This window comes from Symbiopectobacterium purcellii, from assembly GCF_052050035.1.
GTDB classification, from domain to species: domain Bacteria; phylum Pseudomonadota; class Gammaproteobacteria; order Enterobacterales; family Enterobacteriaceae; genus Symbiopectobacterium; species Symbiopectobacterium purcellii_A.
On sequence record NZ_CP189882.1, the window covers coordinates 2,588,727 to 2,609,484 of the forward strand.

A 20,758-nucleotide genomic window follows, 5' to 3' on the forward strand; every position below is an offset into this window, starting at 1 on the left:
GGAATGAGACAGGTAAAAATAGCAGGGTGATATCCCTGCTATTTTTTTGCCTGAATCTTCACCTTTTTCGAATGCATAAAAACTGCATGATTATGCGTCATTACCCCTCTGGCATATTCGGTTGAATTTGCCAGCCGCTGTGCTTCGAACGCCTTCAGAGGGATAGCTTTTATAGCCAACCGACTTAAAAATGATTACATCCTATGCCCTGATATGCGGCAAAGAAGCATAGCTGGCTGTTATCAAAATAATGTCGCTTGGCTATACTGATTATTCCTCCTTTTTGTCAGTAATTTCTAATCCTGTGTGAAATCCACTGGCAGCCGTCGCGTTGGATCGCTAACCTGAGAACGTTTTTACGGCGCAAGTGAAAAAAGAGAGATAACGATGAAGGATGCAATACGTGTAGCGATTGCCGGTGCTGGCGGTCGAATGGGGCGTCAACTGATCCAGGCTGTTTCGCAGATGGAGGGCGCTGTGCTCGGTGCGGCGTTGGAGCGTGACGGTTCATCACTGGTTGGGGTCGACGCCGGAGAACTGGCTGGGCTGGGAACGTTGGGCGTTACCGTGCAGGATTCGCTGAATGCGGTGCGTGATGATTTTGATATCTTTGTCGATTTCACGCGCCCGGAAGGCACATTGGCACATCTGGCATTCTGTCGCCAGCATGGCAAAGGCATGATTATCGGTACCACGGGTTTTGATGATGCAGGCAAAGCGGCTATCAGCGCTGCTGCTCAGGATATTGGCATTGTGTTTGCCGCCAACTTTAGTGTGGGTGTCAACGTGATGCTGAAATTGCTGGAGAAAGCGGCCACGGTGATGGGGGACTACACGGATATCGAGATTCTGGAAGCGCATCACCGTCATAAAGTGGATGCCCCGTCAGGAACGGCGTTGGCGATGGGCGAAGCCATTGCGGGAGCGTTAGGGCGCGATCTGAAAACCTGCGCGGTCTACGCGCGTGAAGGCCATACCGGTGAACGTGTGCCAAAGAGTATTGGGTTTGCCAGCTTGCGTGCCGGGGATATCGTCGGTGAGCACACTGCCATGTTTGCGGATGTTGGCGAGCGCATTGAGATTAGCCACAAGGCTTCCAGTCGCATGACATTCGCTAATGGTGCGGTTCGGGCTGCAATTTGGTTGAAAGATAAAAAATCAGGTCTTTTTGATATGAGAGATGTGCTTTCTCTTAATGATCTTTGATTTTATTTATTTTTAACTTGTTGAATTGGGTGGCTTATCTTACATCCTTTTTTCTTTTTTGTGTTATTTATACTTTTATTGAATCGTAATTGGTATAAGTTTGTATTTACTCTTCTTTTTAACGCATTTTCTGACGTTTTTTTAACCGCACATTGCCTTGTCAGGCACTCACTGGCCAAATATTTCCCTCTGGCTAATAATGTCACCAGGCAACCGTTTACTTTGCCTTTTTGATGGCTGTTTTTGTGGCTATATAGGTCAGTGACGCTGTAAGCCATAAAAAATGGAGAAAAATAGCGGTTAGAGTGGACAAGTTGAACGACCATCATTAAAATGCTCGCAATTTGCCAAAAGTTTACCGAAAAGGTAATTTTTGCATTGATTTGGAGTGGCTAATATGAATTAATATGCAGATAACATGATTTTTTATTCATTGGAGGGTGTTTTGATTAAGTCAGCGCTATTGGTTCTGGAAGACGGAACCCAATTCCACGGTCGTGCCATCGGGGCAGAGGGAACGGCAGTGGGGGAAGTGGTCTTCAATACGTCGATGGCCGGTTATCAAGAAATCCTCACTGATCCTTCCTATTCTCGCCAGATTGTCACTCTCACTTATCCCCATATTGGTAATGTCGGCACTAACGCCAGCGACGAAGAATCCCCCTCTGTTCATGCTCAAGGCCTGGTTATTCGCGATCTGCCTCTGATTGCCAGCAACTACCGTAATGAAGAGAGCCTCTCGGATTATCTGAAACGCAATAACATCGTTGCCATCGCCGATATTGATACGCGTAAGCTGACGCGCTTGCTGCGTGAGAAAGGGGCGCAGAATGGCTGCATTATTGCTGGGTATGCGCCGGATGCGGCACTGGCATTGGAAAAAGCCAAAGCGTTCCCTGGCCTGAAAGGTATGGATCTGGCAAAAGAAGTGACGACGCAGGAACGTTATGGCTGGACGCAAGGTAGCTGGACGTTGACCGGCGACCTGCCTGCTGCAAAAGCGGAAAGTGAATTGCCATACCACGTGGTGGCTTACGACTACGGTGTGAAGCGCAACATTCTGCGTATGCTGGTCGATCGTGGCTGCCGCCTGACGGTTGTGCCTGCCCAGACGTCCGCAGAAGACGTGCTCAAACTGAATCCGGACGGTATTTTCCTCTCCAACGGCCCTGGCGACCCGGAGCCATGCGACTACGCCATCAAGGCAATCAAAGCCTTCTTGGAGACCGACATTCCGGTATTTGGTATTTGTCTGGGTCACCAACTGCTGGCGCTGGCAAGCGGTGCTAAAACGGTCAAAATGAAATTTGGTCACCACGGTGGCAACCACCCGGTAAAAGATTTGGATGCCGACTGCGTGATGATTACCGCGCAGAACCACGGTTTCGCGGTGGATGAAAACTCACTGCCTGCGACGCTGCGCCCCACGCATAAATCGCTGTTTGACGGCTCCCTGCAAGGCATTCATCGCACGGATAAAGCGGCATTCAGTTTCCAGGGACACCCGGAAGCAAGCCCGGGTCCGCACGACGCGGCCCCTTTGTTCGATCACTTTATCGAACTGATTCAATCTTTTCGTGCCAATGGTAAATAATCGGGAGCAGAAAAATGGCAAAACGTACTGATATTAAAAGCATCCTGATCCTTGGTGCTGGCCCGATCGTTATCGGTCAGGCTTGTGAGTTCGACTACTCGGGTGCGCAAGCGTGTAAAGCGTTACGTGAAGAGGGTTATCGCGTCATTCTGGTGAACTCCAACCCAGCGACTATCATGACCGATCCGGAAATGGCCGATGCGACGTATATCGAGCCGATACACTGGGAAGTGGTGCGCAAAATCATCGAGGAAGAGCGTCCGGATGCGGTGCTGCCGACCATGGGCGGTCAGACGGCGTTGAACTGTGCGCTCGAGCTTGAGCGTCAGGGTGTGCTGGCGGAATTTGGCGTTACCATGATCGGCGCCACCGCTGATGCTATCGATAAAGCGGAAGATCGTCGCCGCTTCGATATCGCCATGAAGAAAATTGGTCTGAAAACCGCGCGTTCCGGCATTGCACATACCATGGAAGAAGCGCTGGCCGTGGCCGCAGATGTGGGCTATCCCTGCATTATCCGTCCGTCCTTTACCATGGGCGGCAGCGGTGGCGGTATCGCTTATAACCGTGAAGAGTTTGAAGAAATTTGCGCACGCGGTCTGGATCTGTCACCGACTAAAGAGCTGCTGATTGATGAGTCTCTCATCGGTTGGAAAGAGTATGAAATGGAAGTGGTGCGTGATAAGAAAGACAACTGCATCATTGTCTGCTCCATCGAAAACCTGGATGCCATGGGTATCCACACCGGTGACTCCATCACTGTTGCGCCAGCGCAAACCCTGACGGACAAGGAATACCAAATCATGCGTAACGCCTCCATGGCGGTACTGCGTGAAATTGGGGTAGAAACCGGCGGCTCTAACGTGCAATTTGCGGTTAACCCGAAAACCGGTCGCCTGATCATTATCGAAATGAACCCGCGTGTATCGCGCTCCTCGGCACTGGCTTCCAAAGCGACGGGCTTCCCGATTGCCAAAATTGCCGCCAAGCTGGCTGTGGGCTACACGCTGGATGAGCTGATGAACGACATCACCGGCGGTCGCACCCCGGCGTCGTTCGAGCCCTCCATTGACTATGTTGTTACCAAGATCCCGCGCTTTAACTTCGAAAAATTTGCCGGAGCTAACGATCGCCTGACCACACAAATGAAATCGGTCGGTGAAGTGATGGCGATTGGCCGCACCCAGCAAGAGTCGCTGCAAAAAGCGCTGCGCGGTCTGGAAGTCGGTGCTACCGGCTTTGACCCAAAAGTGGATCTGGACGATCCGGAAGCGTTGACCAAAATCCGCCGCGAGCTGAAAGACGCGGGCGCTGAGCGTATCTGGTATGTGGCGGACGCTTTCCGCGCTGGCATGTCTGTGGACGGCGTGTTTAACCTGACCAACATCGATCGCTGGTTCCTGGTGCAGATTGAGGAACTGGTGCGTTTAGAAGAGCAGGTTGCTGAGAAGGGCGCGACGGCGCTGACGGCTGATTTCCTGCGTACTCTGAAACGCAAAGGCTTTGCCGATGCGCGTCTGGCGAAGCTGGCCGGTGTGTCTGAAAACGAAATTCGCAAACTGCGCGACAAATATGATCTGCACCCGGTCTATAAACGTGTGGATACCTGTGCGTCAGAGTTCGCTACCGATACCGCGTATATGTACTCTACCTATGATGAAGAGTGCGAGGCTAACCCGAATCAGGATCGCGACAAGATCATGGTGTTGGGTGGCGGACCGAACCGTATCGGACAGGGCATCGAGTTTGACTATTGCTGTGTGCATGCGGCGCTGGCGCTGCGTGAAGACGGTTATGAAACCATCATGGTCAACTGTAACCCGGAAACGGTCTCAACCGATTACGATACTTCTGACCGCCTCTATTTCGAGCCCGTCACGTTGGAAGATGTGTTGGAAATCGTCCGTATTGAGAAACCGAAAGGCGTTATCGTGCAGTATGGTGGTCAAACACCGCTGAAACTGTCGCGTGCGCTGGAAGCTGCGGGTGTGCCGGTGATTGGCACCAGCCCGGATGCTATCGACCGTGCAGAAGACCGTGAGCGTTTCCAGCAGGCGGTGAATCGTCTGGGCCTGAAACAGCCGGAAAACGCCACCGTAACCTCCATCGAACAAGCGGTGGAAAAAGCGCGCGGCATCGGTTATCCGTTGGTTGTTCGTCCTTCCTACGTGCTGGGTGGTCGTGCGATGGAAATCGTCTACGACGAAATCGATTTGCGCCGTTACTTCCAGAATGCGGTCAGCGTGTCCAACGATGCGCCGGTACTGCTGGACCGTTTCCTCGATGATGCCATTGAAGTGGACGTGGACGCTATCTGTGACGGTGAACGCGTGCTGATTGGCGGCATTATGGAACACATCGAACAAGCGGGCGTGCACTCCGGCGACTCTGCCTGTTCATTGCCGGCTTATACGCTGAGCAAAGAAATTCAGGATGTGATGCGCCAGCAGGTAGAAAAACTGGCGTTCGAACTGAGCGTGCGTGGATTGATGAACGTGCAGTTCGCCGTGAAGAACAACGAAGTCTATCTGATTGAAGTGAACCCGCGCGCTGCGCGTACCGTGCCGTTTGTCTCCAAGGCGACCGGCGTACCGTTGGCGAAAGTGGCCGCGCGCGTGATGGCGGGCAAAACGCTGACGGAACAGGGTGTCACCAAAGAGGTTATCCCACCGTATTACTCGGTGAAAGAAGTGGTGCTGCCGTTCAACAAGTTCCCCGGCGTAGACCCGATTTTGGGGCCAGAAATGCGCTCTACCGGCGAAATCATGGGTGTGGGCCGTACCTTTGCCGAAGCGTTCGCCAAGGCGATGCTGGGCAGTAACTCACCGATGAAGAAATCCGGACGTGCCTTGCTCTCGGTTCGTGAAGGCGATAAAGCAAGGGTTGTGGATCTGGCGGCCAAGCTGCTGAAACACGGCTTTGAGCTGGATGCGACTCACGGTACCGCCATTGAGTTGGGGGAAGCGGGCATCAACCCACGTCTGGTGAACAAGGTGCATGAAGGACGTCCGCACATTCAGGACCGTATCAAGAACGGCGAGTACACGTATATCGTCAACACCACCGCAGGGCGTCAGGCGATTGAAGATTCCAAGCTGATTCGCCGCAGTGCGTTGCAGTACAAGGTGCACTACGATACGACCATGAACGGTGGCTTTGCCACGGCGATGGCGCTCAATGCGGATCCGACCGAGAAGGTAACCTCGGTGCAGGAAGTGCACGCGCAAATTAAATGTTAATCTACGCTAACCAAGAAAAAGCCAGCGCCAGCACGCTGGCTTTTTTATGGGTAAAGATAATAGAACTTTTCAAATATATAACATATTTAAATAATAAAAACTCCCTCAAAGGAAGGACGAACATTCGTTAATTCTTAATTGAGATTATTTTTTAATAACGATGATATAAATGTGGTGCATATGGTTTATTCTTTTTTGAATGGAGTCAAAAAATGCCTATTTCCGCTATGCAGCATCGTCAATCTATAGCATGTTATTGCGATAAGTTGTGCCAGAATAAGTATGAGAAAATTTTAACATCAATTATAGCCAAGCGACATTATTTTGATAACAGCCAGCTATGCTTCTTTGCCGCATATCAGGGCATAGGATGTAATCATTTTTAAGTCGGTTGGCTATAATTCAAATTCCTCTGTAAATGTTCATGACTTCACTTCTCAAATTAGCCATGTGGAAAACTTACCGAGAATATTGAACCCATCGTCGCCCCATCCCCATTCGAAACGCAACAAAACGGTAGGGCATTATGCCGCCTGTAAGTGCGTTAAAAATACCTCATTTGGAGAACGATAACCCAGCGATTTTCGGCCTCGCGTATTGAGCAGGTGTTCGAGTGCTGCAACCCTGCGATGGGTGACATAATTGAAGTCCGTTCCCTTCGGGTAAAAACGCCGTATCAGCCCGTGGGTATGCTCATTAAGCGTGTTGCTTAATAGTGAAATAAGGGTGTTTCGGTGATTGAAGTAAATTTTACGCTGTTCTGAGATGGAAATTCCAAAGACCGGCGCTAAGGAGTAAGAAGGTATCATCAATAAAGGGTCTACGATTCCGGAGTCTGTAAAGAATTTTGTGTAAATGGCTCCATTGCTTAACCGGAGATTCGTTCTCCATACATCAACATGAATTGGCTCATAGCAGGTTTCCAGTCTCTGATTGGCAAGGTCCATTTAGCAGAGATATTATGCAAGGCTAGATAGAGTAATTTTATCACCGAGTCATCCGTTGGAAATATTCGTCGCGTTTTCGTTATCTTGCGCAATGAAGCATTTAACGACTCTATCGCGTTGGTGGTGTAGATAACCTTGCGGATCTCCGGCGGAAAGTCAAAAATGACGATGAGACGTTCCCAATTATTTCTCCACGACGGGCTGATCGTCGGGAACTGTTCATCCCATTTGGCCGCGAAGGCATCCAGGGCCTCTTCAGCGCCCTCTAGCGTTGCGGAACTATAGATGGTGCGCAGGTCAGCAGCAACGGCCTTACGCTCTTTCCAGCCGACGTAGCGCAGCGAGTTCCGCACCTGATGCACAATGCAGAGCTGTACCCGCGTATGCGGGTAAACAGCTTCAATGGCATCAGGAAAGCCTTTCAGGCCATCGCAGCAGGCGACGAAGATGTCCTTTAGCCCACGATTTTTCAGTTCTGTCATCACAGATAACCAGAACTTGGCCCCCTCAGTTTTGGCTATCCATAGCCCCAGCAGCTCTTTTTCGCCCTGGCCGTTGACGCCGAGGGCCAGATAAACAGACTTGTTGGCCACGGCTCCGCCGTCCTGGCTTTTGACAACAATACAGTCAAGGTAAACAATGGGATAAAGCGCATCCAGCGGCCGTTGCTGCCAGCGCTTAACTTCATCCATCACAGCATTGGTCACTTGAGAAATGAAGCCAGCGGAAACATCGACCCCGTAGACTTCTTTAAAGTGTGCCTGAATATCACGGGTTGATAACCCTCTGGAATAGAGAGAAATAATGCGGTCATCGAAGCCGTTAAGCTGTTTTTCGTGCTTACCGATCAGTGTCGGCTCGAAGGTACTGTTGCGGTCGCGCGGAATATCGAGCTCGATCTCCCCATTTTGGCTACGTACGCTCTTGGATGTCTTGCCATTGCGTGAGTTGCCTGAATGATTACCAGCCGGGTCATGCTTAGCATACCCAAGGTGCATCTCCATCTCAGCTTCAAGAACCCGTTCCGCCAGTCTTTTAGTCAGCACCTTGAGTAGGCCTGATTCACCCAGCAGATCCTGAGGGGAGTGACAATCTTGAAGCAGTTGGTCAATAAGTTCGTTGCTGATAGGCATTTTGTTATCCTTTGAAGGTTTTCCTCAAAATGCCATTTACACAGATTATTTTACAGTCTCAGTTCTGGTTATCTGTAATGACAGAACTGAAAAATCGTGGGCTACAGGACATCTTCATCGCCTGCTGCGATGGCCTGAAGGGCTTTCCTGATGCCATTGAAGCTGTTTACCCGCATACGCGGGTACAGCTCTGCATCGTGCATCAGGTGCGGAACTCGCTGCGCTACGTCGGCTGGAAAGAGCGTAAAGCCGTTGCTGCTGACCTCCGCACTATCTATAGTTCCGCAACGCTAGAGGGCGCTGAAGAGGCCCTGGATGCCTTCGCGGCCAAATGGGATGAGCAGTTCCCGACGATCAGCCCATCGTGGAGAAATAATTGGGAACGTCTCATCGTCATTTTTGATTTTCCGCCGGAGATCCGCAAGGTTATCTACACCACCAACGCGATAGAGTCGTTAAATGCTTCATTGCGCAAGATAACGAAAACGCGACGAATATTTCCAACGGATGACTCGGTGCTAAAATTATTCTATCTAGCCTTGCATAATATCTCGGCTAAATGGACCCTACCAATCAGAGACTGGAAACCGGCTATGAGCCAATTCATGTTGATGTATGGAGATCGGATTTCCGGTTAAGCGATGGAGCCATTTACACGAAATTCTTTACAGACTCGATGGGGTGCAGGGCAGAAAGGATTTATCCCAACCCCATTAGATAAACTGCTTTTTATTTTATTGTATTTAAAATGTTATCCGACCTATGATTTGCAAGGACTTCTTTTTGGTTTAGATAGAACACGGGTATGTCGCTGGGTAAAAATATTATTGCCGGTTTTAGAGATGACCTTGGGGCGAGAATGTGTTTTGCCCGCTCGTCAAATTCGCTCTGCTGAGGAATTTTTTCGCGCCTTTCCTGGAGTTAAAGACGTCTTTATTGATGGGACAGAGCGACCTGTCCAAAAGCCTAAGAATCTGCGTCGGCGAAAAAAAATGTATTCGGGAAAGAAAAGACAGACCACTCGAAAAGGGCTTATTATGACTGACGAAACAAGGCAAATTGGATTTATCCCCATGAGCAAAAATGGTCGCCGTCACGATAAACGCTTACTCGATAAAGTCGATATAATTCGCCATATTCCTCCTGAGGTAACCATCTGGGCAGATACTGGTTTTCAAGGTATAGATAAACAGCATCCTAATACACAAATCCCAAAAAAAGGAACTCGAAAAAGACCTTTATCGCCTGAACAAAAACAAGAAAATAAAATAATCTCGGGCATCCGTATTACAGTTGAACACGCCATCGCGGGTATCAAGCGCCTCGGTTGCATGCCCCAAATTTTACGGAATTGTAGACCCTTTATTGATGATACCTTCTTACTCCTTAGCGCCGGTCTTTGGAATTTCCATCTCAGAACAGCGTAAAATTTACTTCAATCACCGAAACACCCTTATTTCACTATTAAGCAACACGCTTCATGTTCAACGTGATCACCTCGAACTACAAGCCGACCTCGGGCTGTGTCAGTTTAGAGGATATCACCATCACCGGGCTTAAACCCAACGTGGTGGTCAACAAAGGGATCGCGCGCACGTTTCAAAATATCCGTCTGTTCGGCTCCATGACGGTGCTGGAGAACGTCTTGATCGGTTTCGATCGTGCGATTCATTACTCCTTTCTTGAAGCGGCACTGCACGTGGGGCGTTTTTTTTCGGCAGAACGCAAAGCCAAAGAAGAAGCGATGAAGATTCTGGAGTATATCGGTATCGCCCAGCATGCCAATGCCCTGGCCACTAACCTCAGCTACGGGAATCAGCGCAAGGTGGAGATCGCCCGTGCACTGGCGACCTCGCCGTCGTTGCTGCTGCTGGATGAGCCTGCCGCAGGCATGAACCCGAAAGAGACCAGCGAATTAGCGCAGCTGATTTTCAAAATGCGTGATGACTTCAAACTGACAGTGTTGTTTATCGAACATGACATGTCATTTGTGAATACGCTGTGTGAGTGCGTCATGGTGCTGGACTACGGCAAACCGTTATTTAGCGGGAGGACGCAGGAAGCGATCAACGACAAAACGGTGATCACCGCCTATCTGGGAGACATCGACTATGCTTAAGGCCGAAAATCTACAGGTGTTTTACGGGTTGATTCAGGGGCTGAAAGGCGTCGATATCGAGGTCAACAACAGCGAAATCGTTACCCTGATCGGCAGTAACGGCGCAGGCAAAACCTCAGCGCTGAGCGGCATTCTGAACATGGTGAAATCGTCGGGCACGGTCACCTTCCTTAATGAAGAGGTCACACACAGCCAAACGCACCAGATTGTGCGCAAAGGGCTGGCGCTGGTGCCCGAAGGGCGCAAGGTGTTCACCAATCTGACGATTGAAGAAAACCTGAAAATAGGGGCGTACAACAACCCGGTCAATTTCCATTATCTGTGTGAAAAGATGTACGCCCTGTTTCCGCGCTTAAAAGAGCGCCGTCATCAGATGGCGGGCACCATGAGCGGCGGCGAACAACAGATGCTGGCGATTGCGCGCGCCCTTATGAGCGAGCCTGTCTTTCTGATGCTGGATGAACCCAGTCTCGGGCTGGCACCGAAGATTGTGGGTGAGGTGTTCAATATCATCAAGCAGCTACAGAAGGAGAACATCACCATTCTGCTGGTGGAACAGAATGCGACGGCGGCATTGAAAATCGCCGACCGTGCTTATGTGCTGGAGAATGGCAATATCGTGCTGCACGGTGCGGCGGCGGATATTCTCGCCAACCCTGAGGTGAAACGGATGTATCTCGGGGGATGATCCTGCGCGAGTGCCTTTTTACTCATGATTTCCGCGTGAGCGGAGATCATGAGATTGCCCGTAATTCTTGGTATAGAAAAACCCGCCATTGACGCCGTCTGCTATGATCCTGACAATGCTCTCCCTTTTATCCAACGTACTGTTTATCGAACATACTGTTTAGTAAACCAACGGTGCCGTTGATAACCCGGTAGGACTTTATGGAAGCGTGGCTGGATCATTTTGTGACCCAATCTGTCACCTATTCACTGATTGCGGTGATGTTAGTGGCTTTTTTGGAATCGCTGGCGCTGGTGGGGCTGTTGCTGCCCGGCACGGTGATGATGGCGACGTTGGGCGCGCTCATCGGTAGCGGGCAACTGAGCCTGTACGCAGCGTGGGGGGCCGGGTTGGTGGGCTGCCTGCTGGGAGATTGGATATCCTATTTTATCGGTTGGAAATTCAAAACCCCGCTGCACAGCTGGTCGTTTTTAAACAAACACCAGACCTTGCTGCGTCGTACGGAACATGCCTTGCACCAACACCCGATGCCCACGATCATCATCGGGCGTTTCGTTGGCCCAACCCGACCGTTAATCCCGATGGTAGCAGGGATGCTGGCCCTGCCACCCGCGCGCTTTGCGCTGCCAAACATCATTGGCTGCGTGGTTTGGCCACCGACCTATTTTCTGCCGGGTATTTTGGCGGGCGTCGCATATGACATTCCGTTCGGTGGCAACAGCGCGTCATTCCGCTGGTTGCTGCTGGGGGTGGCAATAGTGGTGTGGCTTGCCGGATGGCTAAGCTGGCGCTGGTGGAACAGCCGAAAGCAAACCAAAAGCCGCAAGCGCTTGGCGTGGTTGACCGTGGTGCATTTACGCTGGCTGGCTCCGTTGACCACGGCGGCTGCCGTCGCGGGCGTCGTGGTGTTACTTCAACACCCGATGATGCCAGTGTACAGCCATCTGCTAGGGAAAGTGGTGTTGCGGGGATAATGCATCGCGTTGATGAATCACGAAACTAGACCTGTTTGAAACGTTGTTTTACTATCGTCCCGCGTGAAGGCAGCGGCAGTCCACTGGATTGCCGCTGCCTTCACGTTAATATCATAACCAATGGATGGAAAAACAATGAAAAAGATCGTGATTACGGCGCTGGTGCTGTTGATGAGCGCTGGGGCTTATGCCGCTGGCGATAAAAGCAAAACGATTACGGCGAAAAGCTACGGGGATAAATGGCAGTTCACCTTTGAGAAAGGGGAACTCATCTGTTCGACGGGCATCGTGGTGCTGAAAAACAGTAAAGATGGCAAGGTTTATGCGCTTAATGGTATGGCAAATGCTCTCGCTGATTCAGGCCGTAAGCTGGGCAAGTCACCGATTTTGAATAATAAAGCGGTTACCAAGCCCGATCCGCAAGTGGCGGGTTATCAGATGTCTACCGTCGATATCATGATGGAAGGCCGCGACCTCTGTAATTAATCGCTGTGTGTTCGTTAGCAGGATGACTCAGCACATCCTGCTAATCGCGGTAACGAGCCGAACGTTAGCGATAAAACTCAGCCACCTGATCAAAAATGCGCATATCGGCACCGTGGCGGCGTACTTGTAGCACATCCTCCAGCTTTTCTACCTGACTTATCATCTGCGGTAGTCGGCTGTCTTCCTGAACCAGAAGCCAGATGCGGCTCTCTTTTCCCCCGGCTAGCGGCATACACAGAATGCCTTCCACGTTATAAGCGCGACGGGCGAACAGGCCGCACACATGAGACATGACGCCAGGGTGGTTGCGTACCGCCAGTTCTAGGGTTACATGAGACGAGGTTGATTGATTTTGCATGGTGTCAGTCTCCAATCATATCGGTGTTGGCCCCGCCCGGCGGCACCATCGGGTATACTTTTTCGCTCGCATCGATGGCCGCATGAATCAGAGCCGGGCCCGGCGTGTGCAGGGCGTCTGCCAGCATGGCAGCCGGATCGTCCGCGTTATTCAGGTCATAGGCTGCGAAGCCGAAGCCGCGAGCGATGCTGATAAAATCGGTTTGGTAGCGGTAGTCAGCGGCGAAGATACGCTGTCCATAGAACAGGTCTTGCTGCTGGTGAACCAGCCCTAATGCCTGATTGTTCATCAGGATGATCTTAACATTAAGCCCCTCTTCGGCCGCCGTTGCCATCTCTTGAATGTTCATCATGATGCTGCCATCGCCTGAAAAGCACACCACAATTTTGTCGGGTTCTGCCAGTGCGGCACCCATTGCAGCAGGCAAGCCAAATCCCATGGTACCGAGGCCGCCGGAGGTTAACCATTCGCGCGGCCGACGCAGCGGGTAGCTCTGTGCCACCCACATCTGATGCTGACCCACGTCGGTGGCGATGATGGCATCGTCCGTCAGCGCCTGCGCCGTTGCTTGTACCAGCCCATAATGGCTCAACGGGTCGTCAGCGCCCGGCATGCGGAACGGATAGGTTTGCTGTAACGCAGATACTGCCTGATGCCATTTTTCCCGTTTTTGCGGCTCAATCAACGGCAACAAATGCGTCAGCGCTTCACCCACATCGGCATGCAACCCAACGTGCGCCTGGCGAATTTTTCCCAGTTCCGCCGCATCGATATCGATATGGATGATGCTGGCATCCGGGCAGAATTGCTCTGCTTTACCGATAGCGCGGTCGTCAAAGCGTGCGCCCAGTACGATAAGCAAGTCTGACTGCTGCAAAATCAGGTTAGTGGAACGGGCTGCGTGCATGCCTAACATGCCGAGTGACAGCGGGTGATCGGTCGGCATGGCCCCGAGCGCCATCAGCGTCATGGTGGTCGGCAGGCTGGCGCGCTCGGCGAGTTCAATCGCCTGTTTGTGGGCCTCGGCGCTGATGATGCCTCCGCCCAGATAGAGGATTGGGCGCTCGGCCGCATTGATCATCGCGGCGGCCTGCGCGATGGCTTGTGTATCGATGGCGGGAGTGAAATCTGGTTCAGCTCTGGCTGGCAGTTCGGACAATTCGATGGTGGCGGTTTGAACATCTTTCGGAATATCGATCCACACCGGACCGGGACGCCCTGATTGCGCGATGCGAAACGCGTCTGAAATCACGCGTGGCAGTTCGTTGATGTCCCGCACCAGATAGTTATGTTTGGTGACGGGGATGGAAATGCCATAGGTATCCACTTCCTGAAAGGCATCGGTGCCGATCATGGTCGAGGAGACCTGACCGGTAATGCACACCAGAGGGATGGAATCGAGTTTCGCATCGGCAATCGCGGTAAGCAGGTTAGTGGCCCCCGGGCCGCTGGAAGCCAGACAAACGGCGGCTTTGCCGCTGGCACGCGCCATGCCCTGCGCGATAAATCCTGCCCCTTGCTCATGGCGGGCGAGAATATGGCGAATAGTTTTGCTCTGCCCCAGCGCATCGTACAGCGGCAGTGCCGCCCCGCCGGGAATGCCCGCTACCGTGGTGATGCCCTGCTGTTCCAACAGCCGGACGATCAACTGTGCTCCGGTATAACGCATAGTAATATCCTTCATCTGGGCCGGTGCGTTTTCGGAGCGGGGGAGGTAAAAACAAGAAACCCCGCTCGGCTTGCGCCGGCGGGGTTTGGGAATCGTGCTGTGATTCGGAACCCGTTACGGCGCGTCGCCGACGACCACCACCACGACCACGACCGCGTCAACATGCGCGGTGTGTAGTAGTGCAGAAGTCATAGCAGCGGAGTGTCTCACGGGGATCCTGTCAATCAGTCAGTTAGTTAGCCGTTTTATATAAGCACGGGCGTTGCAATAGGCGCAATACCCACAAGGAATAAAAAGTAAAAATTTTATTCAGCTCACAAAATACCCGGTGTTGAGTAGCAACCCGGTGTAGACAATCAGTCACGCGCTGCACGGATCCCCAGTATCCGCGCCGCCTCACTGCTACCGTCACACAGTGACGTCGTGGGGCCATCGTAGGCGATGTTCCCGTCGACCAGCAGCAGACTGCGCGGCGCTATACGTAAGGCGTCATCCAGATTGTGAGTGACCATCAGCAGCGTAAGCTGCTGCTCTGCACACACCGTATCAACCAGCGTGAGCATATCCTGGCGCAGCGCCGGATCGAGCGCGGAGAACGGTTCATCCAGCAGCAGGATAGGGCGTTGGCGCAGCAGGCAGCGGGCTAATGCAGCGCGCTGGCGTTGACCGCCAGACACCTGCGCGGGCAGGCGTTGCATCAGGCTACTTAAGCCCACGTGCTCGGCAATGGCGTGCAATGCCTGACGCTGCGCTGACGTAAGGCGCAAGCCGGGGTGCAGACCAAGCGCAATATTTTGCTCCAGCGTCAGGTGCGGGAACAGGTTGTTTTCCTGAAACAGAATCGATACCGGACGCTCGGCGGGCGGCGTATAGCGATGATCGTCGCCATTGAGCATCAGTTCGCCGCTGTTCGGTAATAAAAAACCGGCAATCAGGCTGAGCAGTGTGCTTTTACCCGCACCGCTTTGCCCTAACAAGGCAACGCGCTCTCCCGCAGCGATGTTGACATCGAACTGCATGGGTGCCTGTTGATAGAGATAAGTGAGTTTATTCAACGACAGCATGTCGGCCCGCCCGTTTTTGCCACAGGGTCAATGTCTCCATCACGGTAAACAACGTGAAACAGAGCAGCATCAGCAGCAGTGCGGTTACCGCACCGTCTGCGCTGCGATAAGCGCCAATTTGTTGGTAAAGATAGAAGGGCAGCGTGCGGAACTGCTCATTGCCAAACAACGCGATAATGCCGAAATCCCCAACCGAGAGTACGCAGGCAAATGCCATCGCCTGCGCGATCGGTTGTTGCAACGCGCGCAGTTCAATCAGACGTAAACGATGCCAGCCGCGAATATTCAGCGACTGACACAGCAGATTATAGCGCTGAGCGATGTCGAGCATCGGGTTCTCCAATACCTTGAGCGCGAAGGGGATAGCCATCAGCGCGTTAGTCGCAACCACCAGCCCATAGGGTGATGTCGGTAGCCCGATGGTATTGTTAAGCACAAGAAAGAAACCCGTTGCCAACACAATGCCCGGCATCGCCAGAATCAGCAGGCCGCTGATATCCATCAACTGTCCGACCAGCCGCTGCTGACGCAGCTTCAGCTCACGACTGCTCCACAGCAGCATCAGGGTCAGGATAACGCAAAGCATACCCGCGCCGAGTGCGATGCGCAGGGATGTCCACAGCGTTTGCCACAGTGCGGGTTGTTTTAGCACCGTCAGCATCGCCGGACTGAGACCGTCCAGCACCACCGCCAGCAACGGTGGCAACAGCAATAACAGCGCAGCAACGATAATCACGGTATCGCCCAGCCGTTCAGCCAGTGAATCCTGTGGGTTGCGCCAGCGCAATTGCTGGGTATTGCCCACGGCAAACCACGAGCCGAGTCGTTGGCTCAGTAACACCAACCCCAGACAGCAAACCATCTGGATCAGCGCCAATCCTGCCGCGCGCGCAGGAGCGTAATCAAAGCTCAATGCCTGATAGATAGCCAGTTCAATTGTGGTGGCGCGTGGGCCTCCACCGAGTGAGAGTACGGTGGCAAAACTGGCGAAGCAGAGCATGAAAATCAGTGCCGCACTGGGCAGGATCTGACGCCGTAACCACGGCCATTCAATGAGATAAAAGGTTTGCCAGGCATTCATGCCCAACTGTGCCGCTAACTGACGCTGTTCCGTGGAAATGGACTCCAGAGCTTGCAACAGCAGGCGTGTCGCCAGCGGTAAATTGAAGAACACGTGAGCCAGCAGAATCCCTTGCAGGCCATAGGGGGAAAAGGTGTAGTCGATGCCGAGCGCGCCTAACCCTTGCGCCAGCCAGCCCTGTCGCCCGTAGACGCGCAGTATGCCAAATACCGCCACCAACACCGGTAACACCAGCGTCATGGCGCACAGGCGCAGCAGCCAGGTTCTGCCAGGGAAATGGCGGCGGTAAAGGGCGCGCGCCAGCACAATGGCGGGCAGCGTGGAGAGTAGCGCCGAAAGCAATGCCTGCCAAAAGGTAAAGCGGACTACGTACCACACATAGCTATCACCCCACAGCGTCTGCCATGGGGTATCAGGCGCCTGATGCCAGAGAGCGCCAAACGCGAGCAGGGCAACGCCTGCCAGCAATGCCGAGGTAAACAGCCCAGACCAGAGCCAGTGTGGGATCAGCGGCTGACGGCGCGTTGCCATGCCTGAATCCACTGTCCGCGCAGATCCGCTACCTGTTGTGCGCTAAAGGACAGCGCTTTTTCCGGACGTGCCAGCGACTGGAACCCTTCCGGCAGTGCCACGTCGGTGACCGGGTACATCCAGTTGGTGGTCGGGATCATGCTTTGGAACGTTGGACTGAGGATAAACTGCATAAAGCGGTTAGCCAGTTCCGGCTGCGTGCTGGCGGTCAGCTGCCCGGCAACTTCAACTTGCATATAATGGCCTTCGCTGAACAGCGCCGCCGCATAGTTAGTCTTTTTCTCTTCGATAATATGATAGGCCGGAGAGGTGGTGTAGCTCAGAACCATATCCGCTTCGCCCTTGAGGAATAGGCCGTAAGCCTCGCTCCACCCCTTGGTGACGGTAACGGTGTTGCGCGCCAGTTTTTGCCAGGCGTCGGGCGCTTTATCGCCATACACCTTTTGCATCCACAGTAGCAGGCCCAGTCCCGGCGTGCTGGTGCGCGGGTCTTGATAAATCACTTTCAGCGGCTGCTCGCTGTTGATCAAGGCATCAAGACTGGTCGGCGGATTTTTCAGCGTGTCTTTGTTGTAGACGAACGCGAAATAGCCATAATCGTAAGGCAGGAAGGTGGCATTATCCCAACCACCGGGCAGCGTCAACGCGTCGGTTTTCACCTGGTGGGCAGTAAACAGCCCGGTATCCACAGCCGCTTTGAGCAGGTTGTTATCCAGTCCCAGGACGATGTCCGCTTTGCTGTTTTTGCCTTCCATGCGCAAGCGGTTCAACAGGGCAACGCCATCTTCCAGCGCGACAAAATTCAATTCACACTCGCACTCTTTTTCGAAGGCTTTTTTAATCGCCGGGCCGGGGCCCCATTCAGACGCGAAGGAATCGTAGGTGTAAACGGTCAGTGCAGGCTTGGTATTAGCGGCAGCAGAGCCAAACAGCACGGCCGAGAGACCGAGTACGGGAAGCAATAAACTGGATAATAGCGACTTTAACACTTTGCACTCCTGGGTATATTAGGGTGGCAAAGGACTTTGAGGCAGGCGAATGCACTCTCAAATCCCTTCGCCGGTATTAACCGGATCAGGTTCGACGGGTATTTTCTCAGCATAAATACCGTGCGTTGACAATGCGATATCATCAACAAACGGCCTGCACCCCGTTGAGAACGTCATTATTGTAAAGGGTTTGTAGCATCAGGGAAAGTCGGCGTCGTGCTCCGGCGGTACAAACCAGGCGGATTTAAAGTCAAACCAGCCAAACATGTTCATACGCACGCCGCGCATGCTGCGTTGCCCCTGCAACTGTAACCAGTGGTGAAACAGCGGGTGAATCTCACCGCTTTCAATCAAACGTTGGCTGAAGTCGGCGATAGAGAGCGTTTGACTATGCCAGCGCTGCGCGTCTTCTTGGAGCGAGCAGCTCAGGCAATGACGCAGCAGCGGTAACTCATACAGCAGGGCAAACAGCGAGAACTCCAGCGGCGGATAGCAGTTGACACTGCTCAACCAGATGTCGCTTTCTGCTTCTCCCAGATACCATTGCTCGTAGTCGACTTTCTGTATATGCAGCGTCACGCCCTGCTGCGCCAGAAGGTTATGCATTATCTCGCCAATGATGCGGTATTCGGGGTGCTCCTGATAAAACGTTAGCGTCACGTCTGTCAGCCCAGCGGGTTTGGGCTGTAGGTTGACGAGACGTTGGTGGTGCCAGCGTGGCAGCAGGCTGTACGCCGGTGACCAGTCATAGCGGCGCGTATTGTCGGTCTGGCCGAGCAGGGCAATGGGGTGGAAAACCTGACTAATCCAGCGGCGTACCTCGCTGTTCGCGCTCTGCGTGGAGCGGGTATCAAACAACAGGAAATAGCACCCTTCCTCCATGCGGCTTTCTAACTCGTCGCGCAGGGTGGTGTCGCTTTGTACCTGAATGGATACCGGCAGCTCTTCGGAGGCGTCAGGCAGTACCCAGATATTGACCTCATCGATTAGCGCCCGGTAGCCGAAATAGTCATCAAAGGCTTTTATTTTCAACTGGCTGTCGCTGTTTTTCTCCACCGCATAGGGGCCGGTGCCGACAGGGTGGCGCGCGAAATCAGCCTGTGTCTGCCAGTCGTGGGGCAGGATCATGGCATGTGCGCTGCCGAGCAGCCAGGGGAGCCAACCATCAGGTTCGCTCAGTTCCACATCAATCACAAAGGGAATGGGGGACGTCACGCGTGTGATGTGTGAGAATAATGCCTGCGACGTCAATCGCATTACTGAGACGATAACATCCTTCATCACCAGTTCGCGCCCATCGTGGAACCGGATCGCCGGGCGCAAATAAAAACGCCAGCGTTGTGGCGTAATTTGCTGCCAGTGGTGTGCGAGGTCCGGTGAAATTTCCCCGTTTTCCTCATTTATCTTGGTTAACCCGCTGAAGATCTGTCTGACGATATGCATCTCAGAGCGTCGCAGTGCAGAACCGGGCAGCAGATGTTTCCACTGACGAAAACGGCGACCCAGATGGGAAAGCAACATCTGGCGTACCGTCTCTTTATCACCGATCAACTGGATCAGTTGTTCGACGTGATCCTGCTCCAGCAGGTCTTCTGCGCGCTGTTGTTGCAGCGTTAAGCCGGTATAGATAAAAATGAGACGAGAGCGTTTTCCACGTCCCGCTTCCGCTTGCCACAGCAGCCATCCCTCTTTTTGCATGGCCCCGAGCAGTGAACGGATATGACGGCGTGAGCAGAGTAATACGCCGGCCAGCTCTTCAAGCGTAGTGTCGGTATCCTGCCCCTGAAAGCGCTGCCAGAGGCGGATAAACTGTTGTTGCAAACGTGTCGACGACATAAAAGAGGAACTCCGCGAACCAAAGTCATCAATTTATCTTTCCCTATATTACGGTGATACTGCACAACAAGGAAAGCACGGAGGTGGCTAATGGCGATTTCACGGCTCAATCAATTTTACCGGCACTACTTCTTACATTGCCCTGGTTGCTGGCTGAGGAGGATCAGCGCTCAGCAAAAGCTGGCGTTGTTACAGCAAGTGACACAATGGCATACCGATGAAATGTCGGAAGAATAGTACCGGCACTGGCTCTAGTGCTGTTCTGGTAGTAGAGAAACTTCTGAGTAATGGTGCTTTTCACCAGCCAGCGGCCTGCGCCGCTGGCATTTTTATTGCCCGTTAGGAGTCTGTAAAGAATTTTGTGTAAATGGCTCCATTGCTTAACCGGAGATTCGTTCTCCATACATCAACATGAATTGGCTCATAGCAGGTTTCCAGTCTCTGATTGGCAAGGTCCATTTAGCAGAGATATTATGCAAGGCTAGATAGAGTAATTTTATCACCGAGTCATCCGTTGGAAATATTCGTCGCGTTTTCGTTATAGCTAAGCGACATTATTTTGATAACAGCCAGCTATGCTTCTTTGCCATATATCAGGGCATCGGCTGTAATCATTTTTAAGTCGGTTGGCTATATCTTGCGCAATGAAGCATTTAACGACTCTATCGCGTTGGTGGTGTAGATAACCTTGCGGATCTCCGGCGGAAAGTCAAAAGTGACGGGCTTTGTTGAATAATTTAAGATACTGATTTATATAAGCATTATAAAATTTCAACGACTAATTTTTCCTCTCGAAATGCTTTTTATTGTGCTAACTATTTGATTTGTCGTTCTAACAAAATAC

The 20,758-nt window shown here is 52.5% G+C and carries 18 protein-coding genes, 3 pseudogenes and 1 riboswitch; of the genes and pseudogenes, 10 read left to right on the plus strand and 11 right to left on the minus strand.

The window, feature by feature from the left end; translation table 11 throughout:
* The first annotated feature begins 387 nt into the window (after positions 1-387).
* Complete coding sequence (gene dapB, locus ACQGXV_RS18225; RefSeq protein ID WP_440867120.1) at positions 388-1,206, plus strand: 4-hydroxy-tetrahydrodipicolinate reductase; 819 nt, start codon at positions 388-390, stop codon at positions 1,204-1,206.
* Positions 1,207-1,208: 2 nt separating this feature from the next.
* On the opposite strand, the gene ACQGXV_RS18230 is transcribed toward dapB, so the two are convergent.
* Complete coding sequence (locus ACQGXV_RS18230; RefSeq protein ID WP_440867121.1) at positions 1,209-1,535, minus strand: hypothetical protein; 327 nt, start codon at positions 1,533-1,535, stop codon at positions 1,209-1,211.
* A 116-nt stretch (positions 1,536-1,651) separates the two neighbouring features.
* Between ACQGXV_RS18230 and carA the strand changes: the two genes are divergently transcribed.
* Together carA and carB are read left to right on the plus strand one after the other, a co-directional pair.
* Positions 1,652-2,800, plus strand: a complete 1,149-nt coding sequence (gene carA, locus ACQGXV_RS18235; protein ID WP_440867500.1) for a glutamine-hydrolyzing carbamoyl-phosphate synthase small subunit — start codon at positions 1,652-1,654, stop codon at positions 2,798-2,800.
* Positions 2,801-2,814: 14 nt separating this feature from the next.
* Positions 2,815-6,039: a carbamoyl-phosphate synthase large subunit gene (gene carB / locus ACQGXV_RS18240; RefSeq protein WP_440867122.1), complete on the plus strand. Its 3,225-nt coding sequence runs from the start codon at positions 2,815-2,817 to the stop codon at positions 6,037-6,039.
* Between the two features lie 524 nt (positions 6,040-6,563).
* Here carB and ACQGXV_RS18245 read toward each other — a convergent pair.
* Genes ACQGXV_RS18245 through ACQGXV_RS18255 form a run of 3 tightly spaced genes read right to left on the minus strand, consistent with a single transcriptional unit; the run spans position 6,564 to position 8,119 of the window.
* Positions 6,564-6,851, minus strand: a complete 288-nt coding sequence (locus ACQGXV_RS18245; protein ID WP_440867123.1) for a hypothetical protein — start codon at positions 6,849-6,851, stop codon at positions 6,564-6,566.
* Complete coding sequence (locus ACQGXV_RS18250; protein ID WP_440863824.1) at positions 6,790-6,930, minus strand: hypothetical protein; 141 nt, start codon at positions 6,928-6,930, stop codon at positions 6,790-6,792. The genes ACQGXV_RS18245 and ACQGXV_RS18250 overlap by 62 nt, the downstream gene beginning before the upstream one ends.
* Positions 6,908-8,119 carry an IS256 family transposase gene (locus ACQGXV_RS18255; protein ID WP_440862551.1) on the minus strand — a complete coding sequence of 404 codons (1,212 nt, stop codon included), beginning with the start codon at positions 8,117-8,119 and terminating at the stop codon, positions 6,908-6,910. Before ACQGXV_RS18255 ends, ACQGXV_RS18250 begins: the two co-directional genes overlap by 23 nt.
* 56 nt (positions 8,120-8,175) lie before the next feature.
* Here ACQGXV_RS18255 and ACQGXV_RS18260 point away from each other — a divergent pair.
* The 6 genes and pseudogenes from ACQGXV_RS18260 to ACQGXV_RS18285 all read left to right on the plus strand — a co-directional run.
* Positions 8,176-8,757, plus strand: a pseudogene (locus tag ACQGXV_RS18260) (IS256 family transposase); the annotation flags it as partial.
* 3 nt (positions 8,758-8,760) lie between these two features.
* Entirely contained in the window at positions 8,761-9,546 is a 786-nt protein-coding gene (locus ACQGXV_RS18265) for a transposase family protein (protein ID WP_440867124.1), read from the plus strand.
* A 53-nt stretch (positions 9,547-9,599) separates the two neighbouring features.
* Positions 9,600-10,238, plus strand: a pseudogene (locus ACQGXV_RS18270) (ABC transporter ATP-binding protein); the annotation flags it as partial.
* Positions 10,231-10,926 carry an ABC transporter ATP-binding protein gene (locus tag ACQGXV_RS18275; RefSeq protein ID WP_440867125.1) on the plus strand — a complete coding sequence of 232 codons (696 nt, stop codon included), beginning with the start codon at positions 10,231-10,233 and terminating at the stop codon, positions 10,924-10,926. The pseudogene ACQGXV_RS18270 and the gene ACQGXV_RS18275, both read left to right, overlap by 8 nt.
* 200 nt (positions 10,927-11,126) lie before the next feature.
* On the plus strand, positions 11,127-11,900 hold the full coding sequence (locus ACQGXV_RS18280; RefSeq protein WP_440867126.1) for a DedA family protein: 774 nt from the start codon (positions 11,127-11,129) through the stop codon (positions 11,898-11,900).
* Positions 11,901-12,035: 135 nt separating this feature from the next.
* Positions 12,036-12,386 carry a DUF2511 domain-containing protein gene (locus ACQGXV_RS18285; protein ID WP_440867127.1) on the plus strand — a complete coding sequence of 117 codons (351 nt, stop codon included), beginning with the start codon at positions 12,036-12,038 and terminating at the stop codon, positions 12,384-12,386.
* A gap of 64 nt (positions 12,387-12,450) precedes the next feature.
* Here ACQGXV_RS18285 and ilvN read toward each other — a convergent pair whose 3' ends face one another.
* The 6 genes from ilvN to sgrR form a co-directional block, all read right to left on the minus strand.
* On the minus strand, positions 12,451-12,744 hold the full coding sequence (gene ilvN / locus ACQGXV_RS18290) for an acetolactate synthase small subunit (RefSeq protein WP_222158218.1): 294 nt from the start codon (positions 12,742-12,744) through the stop codon (positions 12,451-12,453).
* A gap of 4 nt (positions 12,745-12,748) precedes the next feature.
* Entirely contained in the window at positions 12,749-14,413 is a 1,665-nt protein-coding gene (gene ilvB / locus ACQGXV_RS18295) for an acetolactate synthase large subunit (RefSeq protein ID WP_440867128.1), read from the minus strand.
* A gap of 356 nt (positions 14,414-14,769) precedes the next feature.
* Positions 14,770-15,477 carry a thiamine ABC transporter ATP-binding protein ThiQ gene (gene thiQ / locus ACQGXV_RS18300; protein ID WP_440867129.1) on the minus strand — a complete coding sequence of 236 codons (708 nt, stop codon included), beginning with the start codon at positions 15,475-15,477 and terminating at the stop codon, positions 14,770-14,772.
* On the minus strand, positions 15,461-17,089 hold the full coding sequence (thiP, locus tag ACQGXV_RS18305) for a thiamine/thiamine pyrophosphate ABC transporter permease ThiP (RefSeq protein WP_440867130.1): 1,629 nt from the start codon (positions 17,087-17,089) through the stop codon (positions 15,461-15,463). Before thiP ends, thiQ begins: the two co-directional genes overlap by 17 nt.
* Positions 17,065-18,078, minus strand: a complete 1,014-nt coding sequence (thiB, locus tag ACQGXV_RS18310; RefSeq protein WP_440867131.1) for a thiamine ABC transporter substrate binding subunit — start codon at positions 18,076-18,078, stop codon at positions 17,065-17,067. Before thiB ends, thiP begins: the two co-directional genes overlap by 25 nt.
* A 44-nt stretch (positions 18,079-18,122) precedes the next feature.
* Positions 18,123-18,252: riboswitch (TPP riboswitch) on the minus strand.
* A gap of 24 nt (positions 18,253-18,276) precedes the next feature.
* Complete coding sequence (gene sgrR / locus ACQGXV_RS18315; RefSeq protein ID WP_440867132.1) at positions 18,277-19,914, minus strand: HTH-type transcriptional regulator SgrR; 1,638 nt, start codon at positions 19,912-19,914, stop codon at positions 18,277-18,279.
* A 90-nt stretch (positions 19,915-20,004) separates the two neighbouring features.
* Here sgrR and sgrT point away from each other — a divergent pair, with 90 nt between their 5' ends.
* Positions 20,005-20,151, plus strand: a complete 147-nt coding sequence (sgrT, locus tag ACQGXV_RS18320; protein ID WP_440867133.1) for a glucose uptake inhibitor SgrT — start codon at positions 20,005-20,007, stop codon at positions 20,149-20,151.
* A gap of 143 nt (positions 20,152-20,294) precedes the next feature.
* On the opposite strand, the pseudogene ACQGXV_RS18325 reads toward sgrT, so the two are convergent.
* A pseudogene (locus tag ACQGXV_RS18325) lies at positions 20,295-20,634 on the minus strand (hypothetical protein); the annotation flags it as partial.
* Positions 20,635-20,758 lie beyond the last annotated feature (124 nt).